Genomic DNA, 310 nt, shown 5'->3' with positions numbered 1-310 from the left:
TCCACCTCTCCCTCCACCGTTTGGATGCGCGCCACCTGACCCGGCGCCGCAATAACGGATTCCGAGGCCCCGGCGGCGCGATGGCGATAGGAATCTTTGCCCGGATAGTCGATGTCGAAGCCACGGTGGGAATGATGCTTGATGGATCCCACGTCGATGCCGCGTCCCACCAGCTCGGCAATGAGCGCCTCGATGAGCTTCGTCTTGCCCGAGTTGTGGAGTCCGACAATGGCAACCGCAGGACTGGGAATGTTCACCATTTGGGGCCTTCTATCTTGGAACCGCAGCGTCACGGGGCATTCGCACTCCG

The 310-nt window shown here is 61.6% G+C and carries 1 protein-coding gene; it reads right to left on the bottom strand.

Annotation, left to right across the window (positions count from 1 at the left end; translation table 11 throughout):
- The coding region (mobB, locus tag PZH32_RS12475) for a molybdopterin-guanine dinucleotide biosynthesis protein B (RefSeq protein ID WP_275208565.1) at positions 1–260 on the bottom strand (260 nt) is incomplete at its 3' end.
- Positions 261–310 lie beyond the last annotated feature (50 nt).

Source organism: Adlercreutzia equolifaciens, from assembly GCF_029076695.1.
GTDB lineage: Bacteria > Actinomycetota > Coriobacteriia > Coriobacteriales > Eggerthellaceae > Adlercreutzia > Adlercreutzia equolifaciens_A.
This window is presented reverse-complemented; position numbering and strand designations above follow the sequence as displayed.